Genomic DNA, 8,503 nt, shown 5'->3' with positions numbered 1-8,503 from the left:
GGTAACTAAATGAACTTTTTAACGAAATTCAGTTTAAAAAATGCCGTTGCTGTTTTTATTATTTCGTTTTTACTCATACTGGGCGGTATTTATTCTTTTTCCAAGTTAAAAGTCGATCAATTCCCTGATATTGAGTTTCCCCAAATTTCCATTGAAGCCGTTTATCCAGGAGCGTCACCTGACGATGTTGATAAGCAGGTCGTTTCCAAGCTTGAAAACCAGTTGAATTCCATAGAAGGCGTCACAAAGGTGACCAGCTCGGCCTATGACAGCATTGGAATGATTACTTTAGAATTTCCCTTTGACACAGACCTTGATAAAGTGGAACAGCAGGTTAATTCGGCGGTAGAGGAAGCAAGCCTCCCGGATGAAGCAGAAGTAAAGCTCAACCGTTTATCATTTGGCGCTTTTCCTATTTACAATATTTCTGTCTTCAGCAAAGATGGAAGCAATATTGAACGGCTGATGAAAGACGAGGTTATTCCTGAACTCAAAAAGATAAAAGGCATTAACAACGTATCTGTCGCCGGTCTGACCGATAATCTTGTACAGATCACAATAGATAAAGAAAAAGCGGAAAAAGCCGGGCTGTCTCTCAGCCGTATAAAAGAGCAGATTAATGAAAAATATCTTTCTTTTCCGGCAGGTGAATTAACGGAAAATCAGCAACAAATTCCGATAAGGGTGGAAGAAAGCCTAGAAATTCTTGATAAACTGGAGAACCTGCAGATTACCTCTGCTTTCGGAGCGGCTGCGCCAGGAACGCAAGGTGTGCCATCTCAGCCTGCAGAGGCGGTTCGCTTAAAGGACATTGCATCGATTAAGCAAGTCACTGATAAAAGTGAAATTGCCCGTTACAATGAAAAAGAGTCATTATCCATGGCAATTACGAAAAAACAGGATGCCAATACGGTCGAGGTAGCAGATAAAGTAATGGATATCCTCAAGAAATATGACGACAAGATTGCTTATGAAATCGGCATTGACTCGGCAAAGGACATTGAAAAGTCAGTCAGCACTTTAGTGAAGGAAGGGTTATTAGGCGCCTTGTTTGCCTCGATTGCTGTTTTGGTGTTCTTGCGCAATGCCAGAGCCACTGTGATTGCAGTCATTTCGATTCCGCTGTCCTTGCTGATTGGAGCGATTTTCTTAAAACAGCTGGATGTATCATTAAATATTATGACGCTTGGAGGAATGGCTGTAGCAGTCGGGCGTGTAGTAGATGACAGCATTGTGGTCATTGAAAATATCTTCAGGCGAGTGCGAAAATCAAGTGAAGGCATGTCCAATACGGTCATTTTAGAATCGACAAAAGAAATCTTAAAGGCGATTACCTCCTCTACTTTAACAACGGTTGTTGTGTTTTTGCCTATCGGATTTGTCGGCGGCATCACAGGAAAGTTCTTCTTGCCGTTTGCTTTAACCATTGTGTTTTCGCTGTTAGCCTCCTTGCTTGTTGCTATTACGATCGTGCCAATTCTAGCCAAGTTTTCTTTCAAAAAAGTGCCGCCGGAAGAAAAAGAGGGAGCTCTTCAAAAGCTGTATGGCCGGTTAATAGAAAAATCATTGAACCATAAGTTTATTATTTTATTTGCATCTGTCTTGCTGCTCGCCGGATCGTTTGCGGTCGTGCCTTCATTAGGGTTCACGTTTATTCCTAACGAGCAGTCAAAAACGTTAACTGCCTCGATTGAACTGCCATCCTCCGCTTCCTTGGAGAAAACGAACACGGTCTCTTTGCTGGTGGAGGATATGTTCAGCAAGCAAAAAGAAATTGCGGATGTAACGGCTTCTGTCGGTGCCAGAGATTTTGCGACAGGGTTGAGACTGGACAATAAAGCGAGTTACTTTGTTAATTTAAAAGATAACGCAGATGTTGAACGAACCATTCAATCGCTAGAGAAAAAAATGGAGAGCATTTCAAAAGAACAGCAAGCGGATTTAAAAATCAGCGTGCAGGAATTAGAAACGGGCGGGCCTCCTTCTAACAACAATGTGGATGTTGACTTGTTTTCGAATGATTTAGAGGCGCTGCAGAAAGCTTCTAAGCAAGTAGAAGCTTATATGCAAAAAAACAACGAGTTAAAATATGTAACAAATAACTTCAGTGAAAAGCAGCAGCAATTCTTGGTGGAGATTGATCCTGATCAAGCAAGTGAGTATGGCTTGTCAGGCTTCCAGATTCTTGGAACCGTCAGCGACCAAACCAAACCAGTGAACGTAGGCACGCTTACTTTAGATGGCAAAGAGCAAAAGGTACAGGTATCCTTTGACAAAGCGCTTCAATCTAAAGATGAACTGGAAGATGTTACGCTTTTTTCTCAAAAAGGACCTGTAAAGCTTTCAGAAATTGCTGATGTTCAGCAAATAGATGCCTTTACTTCCGTGCAAAAGCTGGACGGCAAGGTGTATGCGCGAGTATCTGGCCAAGTGAAAGGCAACGATGTGCAGGCTGTCTCATCAGAGGTAAAAGCAGGCGTAGAAAAGCTGGATCTGCCGGATGGCGTGTCTTTAACAAGCGGGGGAGGAAACGATGAAACCGTTGAAATTTTCCAATCGTTAGGAATTGCTATTGTTGTAGCTATTGGGCTTGTCTATTTAACTATGTTGATTACGTTCGGTAAAGCCCGCATTCCTTTTGTGATTTTATCCTCGCTGATTTTCGTTCCAATCGGCTCACTGGTCTCTCTTTATATCGTTAAAGAGCCGCTGTCTGTTAGCGTGATGATTGGCTTTCTGATGCTGATCGGAATTGTTACAACCAATGCGATCGTTCTTGTGGATCGGGTGGGCCAAAACCGCAGCCGCGGATTGACGATAAGGGCTTCCTTAGTCGAAGCGGGAAAAACAAGGCTGCGCCCAATCTTAATGACGGCTTTCGCAACGATTGCCGCGTTAATTCCGCTCGCTATGACGACATCATCAGGCACGCTGATCTCAAAAGGACTAGCGGTGACAGTGATCGGAGGATTAACTTCATCCACTTTGCTGACCCTGATTATTGTCCCTGTTGTATACGAATTATTTTTCTTTAAAACTTCTAAAAAAGAAAGAGGATTAACAGGCAAGTAGAGAGCAGATTATGAGCAGCATGGCCCCTTTAGATGAAAAATCTGAAGGGGCTTTTTATAAGGGATGAAAAACCGGGAAAGCCGATGTTCTGAAGGAGAACATCGGCTTTCAATTGTGGACTTCAAAGGCTGCTATAATTAGTAGCCATTAAACCTTGCGTATTTCTTGTCCACTCATATTAATAATTGCGGCCGGCTCTTTTCTCGATTTAGCAGCAACGAGTCCGATGAAAAATCCGATGAGACCCGTAATGATCCAGCCAGCGCCATTTTCAAATAGAGGAATAAAGCCGAAGAAGTGGTTAATGGCCTCTGGTGCAATATTTGCGTCTTTTAGTGCATCAAGGACAGCTACCAGCCCTGTGCCGATAACGGTTCCAACGTAAACCGAGCGATGGCCATTAAATAAATTGTTCGTAAAGACTAAAGCAATTAACGCGATGGCTAACGGATAAAGAAGCAATAGAATGGGCGATGCCAGCGTTAAGATTGTGTTAAGCCCGAAATTTGTGATCACTAAACCTACTATCGAAAAGACAATCAGCCACTTTTTATAAGAAACGGAAGGAATAATCTTCTCGAAGTATTCAGAAACAGCAGCTAAACAAGCAACGTTTGTAGTAATGCCTGTTAAGAAAATGACTGTACCGATAATGTAAATGCCGGATTTCCCAAATAAAGCAATCGCACTTTGGGCTAATACTTCTCCGCCATTATTTTTAAATCCGATTGCTTCAACACTTGAAGCCCCGATCCATGCCATGGATAGTTGCAGGGCAACTAACCCGATCATCGTAATAATGCCTGCTTTAATAAACAATGCGGATACGGCTTTTTCTGATGTTATGCCTAAGGAACTAATGGACTTAATGAAGATGCCTCCAAAAACAAAGGCGGCCAGAACGTCCATCGTATAGTAGCCTTGAGTAAATCCTGTCAAGAACGTGCCAGTTACATAGTCGTCTTGAGGCTGCCCAATCATTCCCATGGGAGTGATAAATGATTTGACAATTAAGGTAATTAATAATATTACAAAAATTGGCGTGATCATTTTCCCCAGGCGATCAACAAACTTAGTTGTGTTCCAAGAAAGCAGGATAGTCAGACCAATAAATAAGAGAGAGAAAATCAATAAATAAAGGCTGGTATTTGATTTTGCCTGAACGAGCGGATTAATGGCGATTTCATATACAACAGAGGTCGTTCTTGGAATAACATAAATAGGCCCGAGAGTTAAAAATAAGAGAACAGAGAAAATGATTGCAAAAAGTGGATGAACCCTTTGTGCGAGTTTTTCTACTGTTCCGCCGCCGCGTGTCAAAGCAACGATAGCCAGCAGCACTAATCCGACTCCGGTAATTAAAAACCCGCTCATGGCCACCCAAATATTTGATCCGGCTTGCTGGCCGACCATTGGAGCAAAGATAACGTTGCCTGCTCCTAAAAACATGGCAAAAAGCATTAAACCAATCGCAAGTACTTGTGAAAATGGAATGTTATTTTTCATGGTTTTTCTCCTTTCATTAAAAAGCTGGAGAGCTCGTCCAGGTCTTTCCAATGGATGATTGTGTAAAATGGTCATTTGCATAGAAGGGAATGGCGCCTGAGACCATTCCTCCAGGTGCTGGTTCTTGTAACTGACTTGGTCAGCGTTTAGCTCTTGGCTGTTTCTTGCTCATTCTTCCTAATAAAAAGGAACTGGCTCCGACTCCAATAAACAGGTTTGTCTTTTTGTTAAACACTTGTTTGGCAAATAAGTTTAAGTTTTGCGGACGTTCAGCCAGCCGGCGCATGAAGTAGCCGTACCAATCAGCTCCAAAGGGTACATAAGTGCAAAAGTTAAAACCTTCCTTGACGAGCTGCTGCTGCAGGTCTTTTCTAAATCCGTACAGCATTTGAAACTCGAATTTATCGTTAGGAATCTGATGCGTTTTCACGAAGCGTTTCACGTGATGAATGACATGATGGTCGTGAGTAGCGATCGATGTAAATTTCCCATTAAGCAAGTGGTACTCAATCAATTCAATAAAGTGACGGTCAATGTCTTTTTTATCTTGGTAAGCCAAGTGTTCAGGCTCTTTATAGGCGCCTTTGACGATGCGTAAACGATAATTTTTATAGGCTTTGATGGTTTCTGCCGATTCATGGAAATAAGCTTGGATGACTGTACCGATATTTGTATAGTGTTTGGACAACTCATCAATGAGATCAAAGGAAAGATGCAGGTGACTGTAGTCTTCCATGTCGAAATTAATAAATATCTTGTATTTCTCGGCTTTCGAGACAATCTCCTCCAAGTTACCTCTACAGAATTCATAAGAGATGTCTAATCCAAGCTGGGTAGGCTTTAAGGAAATATGGGCGTCTAGTCCTTGTTCATGAATCGCTTGAATAACGTCCAGAATTTGTTCTTTTGCCTCTAGGGCCTCCTGTTTTTCAAAAACGAACTCCCCAAGGTTGTCAATAGTAGCAGACATGCCTTGAGCATTCAATTCCTTGACGCTTTTGATCATTTCCTCAATGTTCGTTCCGGCCACAACTGACTGTGCGCCAAGTTTTAATCCCCAGTGTTTTGCTCCGTTGTTTAACAATTTGTTTTGCGAAAGCATCATGAAAAAGTCTTTTGTTACTCCCAAAGTAAGGACCTCCGTTTCTTTTTAAAAGCGTTTGGTGATCAAAAAATTAGTATGATATATAAGAGTTATTTTAATAAGAAGCCTTCCGTATAAGGATCTGTCTCTTCCAATGAAAACTTATGCATCCCTGTCATCCATGCTGAGCCGGTAATTTTCGGAATGATCGCTTGAAGCCGGCCAGCTTCGGTATAACCAACCACCGTTCCTTTAAACTGTGAACCAATGATGCTTTCTTGAATAATTTGTTCCCCTGGTGCCAGGTTGAGGGTAGCGAGCTTAGCGCAAGTGCCTGTGCCGCAAGGCGATCTGTCGATTTGCCCATCGCCAAAGACAACGGTATTTTTATAATGATTCTCTTCTAATTGCAAACTAAATTCGACAAGGTCGACCGTATTTATTTCAGGGATTTCAGGATGACGGATCGTTAGCTGTTCGTTAACGGCATTGCGAATCAACATGCCTAAGGCTGCGATCTTGTCTTGTTCATCAATGTTCAATTGAAGGTTGAATGCCCTAGCATCCGCTATTGCAAAAAAGCTGCCTCCAAAAGCGATATCGACTGTGACTTGACCCACATTCTCAACTAAAACGCTTACACTTTTTTCTAAAAGGAAAGCTGGCACATTAATGAAAGATACCTCTTTTACTTTGCCGTTTTCATAGTCTACATAACATTCTACTAGCCCTGATGGTGTATCAAGCAGTACTTTGTCTTTTTTAGCAATCAATCCATTGTTGATGGCTACCGTCACGGAAGCGATAGTTCCATGGCCGCACATATTCAGATAGCCGCCGCTATCCATAAACAAGACGCCAAGGTCGCATTCCGGACGGCAGGGCTCCGTTAAAATGGCACCGAACATGTTTAAATGTCCTCGCGGCTCGTGCATGAGCAGCTTGCGGATGTTATCCATTTTAGTCTGCATATGCTGCTTTTTTTCCATCATACTGTGCCCTTGTATATGGGGAATGCCATCGACTACTATTCTGGCCGCTTCTCCCATTGTGTGGGCATCTATTGTCTCAATAAAATTTTCTAATGCCATCATAAAATAATTACCTCCCATTAATACATGATGTAATGAATTGTAATTATCTACATGCAAATATTGTGCCAATTCTAAAAAATAAGCATATTGCGTTTATTGAAACTGTTTTCAATATTTAGTACAATAAAATTGTTAATTAATTTTACAATACTGTAAACTAAAAGTGAACATTTTGTTTACAGATGGCAGGAGGTTGACAAAATGAGCGCAATGCCTGTTGAACATTCAATCTTTTATTTAAAAACTTTAATTGAAACCAGCTCTGATGCCATTACGATCATCAATGCACAGGGAGAAGTGGAATATTGGAGTTCCCAAGCGGAGATCATTTATGGGATATCAGCGAAAGAAATAAAAAAGAAACGAATAAGTGATTTTTTTAAGCAGGAAGATTTGAAATTGTTGGAGATACTAGAAACAAAAAAGCCTGTATTTAATGCTTATCACCAGCCACGTCCGGATAAGCATGTCTTAATTAGCTCCTCTCCTATATTTGATGAAGAAGGAAACTTACTCGGGGCAATTTCTATTGACCAAGACATCACTAGTATCGTGAGATTAAATGAGAAGTTAACATTAACCACCAATCAACTGCAAAAAATTAAACAGCAGTATCATGTGCAAGAACAAATCGGACCTTTATCAGAAATTAAAGGAAATAGTCTGGCGATAAGGAACACAAAGGGACTGGCTCTAAAAGTTGCGAAAACGGATGCCACGGTATTGCTCCAAGGGGAGAGCGGCGTAGGCAAAGAGCTATTTGCCCAAGGCATTCATGAAGCAAGTCTGCGCCAAGACAAACCCTTTATCCCCATCAACTGCGGCGCGATTCCGGAAGCCTTGTTTGAAAGTGAGTTCTTCGGATATGAAAAAGGATCTTTTACAGGAGCTTATAAGGATGGAAAAGCAGGAAAAGTGGAGATGGCAGATGGAGGTACGTTATTTTTAGATGAAGTCGGCATGCTGCCGCTTGATATGCAGGTAAAGCTGTTGCGCGTGCTTCAAGAAAGAGAGGTATACCGGATCGGCGGCAGCCTCTCTATTAAAGTCAATATCAGGGTTGTGGCAGCGACAAATAGCGATCTTGAAGAAATGGTAAAAGAAGGAACATTTCGTGAAGATTTATATTATCGCTTAAATGTTGTCAGCCTTACCATTCCGCCACTCCGGGAGAGAATTGAAGACATTCCGCTTCTAGTGAAAAGCTTTGTCCAAGAATACGCAGCTAAATACCAAAAACAAGAGCCCGCCCTGTTAGAAAGCGCCATGGAGATGTTTATGAATTATCATTGGCCCGGAAATATTAGGGAACTGAGAAATGTTGTAGAAAGAATGGTGATCTTCACGGATCAGTCCATGATAGGGGAGGATGACATCACTCATATATTTCCGACGGTTGAAAAAAGAAAGCCAGCTCAAGAAGAAATTGGACTCGCCCATGAGAAAGCACAGCTTGAAAAAGCCCGCATCCAAGAAGTGCTTGCGGAAATGAATGGAAATAAAAGTGCTGCCGCCAAAAAATTAGGCATCTCACGGGTTAGTCTTTATAAGAAACTAAAGGAATACGGGATTGAAGTGTGAGTGAAAGGGATCGATAGATGAACTTTTGAAATGACATGCAAACTGGTGACTGGTCTATGAGGGGCGGATCACTGAATAAAAGAAAAATCAATAGCCAGTCGCAAATAGCCAGCATCTTTAGGAAGGTACTGGCTTAGTTTGTCGGCAAAAGGGGTTCGAAATGATC

General features: G+C 41.7%; 5 protein-coding genes. 2 read left to right on the top strand and 3 right to left on the bottom strand.

What is annotated here, in order from left to right; translation table 11 throughout:
* Positions 1–9: 9 nt before the first annotated feature.
* A complete protein-coding gene (locus BBA02S_RS19180; RefSeq protein ID WP_041114262.1) occupies positions 10–3,072 on the top strand; it encodes an efflux RND transporter permease subunit in 3,063 nt (1,020 codons plus the stop codon).
* A gap of 147 nt (positions 3,073–3,219) precedes the next feature.
* On the opposite strand, the gene brnQ is transcribed toward BBA02S_RS19180, so the two are convergent.
* The 3 genes from brnQ to BBA02S_RS19165 all read right to left on the bottom strand — a co-directional run bounded on the left by brnQ (position 3,220) and on the right by BBA02S_RS19165 (position 6,753).
* The gene (brnQ, locus tag BBA02S_RS19175; RefSeq protein ID WP_041114261.1) at positions 3,220–4,578 is read right to left on the bottom strand and encodes a branched-chain amino acid transport system II carrier protein; all 1,359 of its coding nucleotides are present in this window, start codon (positions 4,576–4,578) and stop codon (positions 3,220–3,222) included.
* Between the two features lie 139 nt (positions 4,579–4,717).
* On the bottom strand, positions 4,718–5,683 hold the full coding sequence (locus tag BBA02S_RS19170) for a proline dehydrogenase family protein (RefSeq protein ID WP_041114276.1): 966 nt from the start codon (positions 5,681–5,683) through the stop codon (positions 4,718–4,720).
* Positions 5,684–5,772: 89 nt separating this feature from the next.
* Complete coding sequence (locus BBA02S_RS19165) at positions 5,773–6,753, bottom strand: proline racemase family protein (protein WP_041114275.1); 981 nt, start codon at positions 6,751–6,753, stop codon at positions 5,773–5,775.
* Between the two features lie 204 nt (positions 6,754–6,957).
* Here BBA02S_RS19165 and BBA02S_RS19160 point away from each other — a divergent pair, with 204 nt between their 5' ends.
* Entirely contained in the window at positions 6,958–8,337 is a 1,380-nt protein-coding gene (locus tag BBA02S_RS19160) for a sigma-54 interaction domain-containing protein (protein ID WP_052477377.1), read from the top strand.
* Positions 8,338–8,503 lie beyond the last annotated feature (166 nt).

Origin of the sequence: Bacillus badius NBRC 15713, assembly GCF_001591605.1 — a bacterium.
Taxonomy (GTDB): Bacteria; Bacillota; Bacilli; order Bacillales; family Domibacillaceae; genus Pseudobacillus; species Pseudobacillus badius.
Note: the sequence above shows the minus strand (reverse complement) of the source record. Positions and strands in the feature narration are given on the sequence as shown.

What these genes read in the sequence shown, in the direction of transcription:
- BBA02S_RS19180 (WP_041114262.1), top strand. Translation starts at nt 10, where the DNA reads ATGAACTTTTTAACGAAATTCAGTTTAAAAAATGCCGTTGCTGTTTTT.
- brnQ (WP_041114261.1), bottom strand. Translation starts at nt 4,578, where the DNA reads ATGAAAAATAACATTCCATTTTCACAAGTACTTGCGATTGGTTTAATG.
- BBA02S_RS19170 (WP_041114276.1), bottom strand. Translation starts at nt 5,683, where the DNA reads ATGATGCTTTCGCAAAACAAATTGTTAAACAACGGAGCAAAACACTGG.
- BBA02S_RS19165 (WP_041114275.1), bottom strand. Translation starts at nt 6,753, where the DNA reads ATGGCATTAGAAAATTTTATTGAGACAATAGATGCCCACACAATGGGA.
- BBA02S_RS19160 (WP_052477377.1), top strand. Translation starts at nt 6,958, where the DNA reads ATGAGCGCAATGCCTGTTGAACATTCAATCTTTTATTTAAAAACTTTA.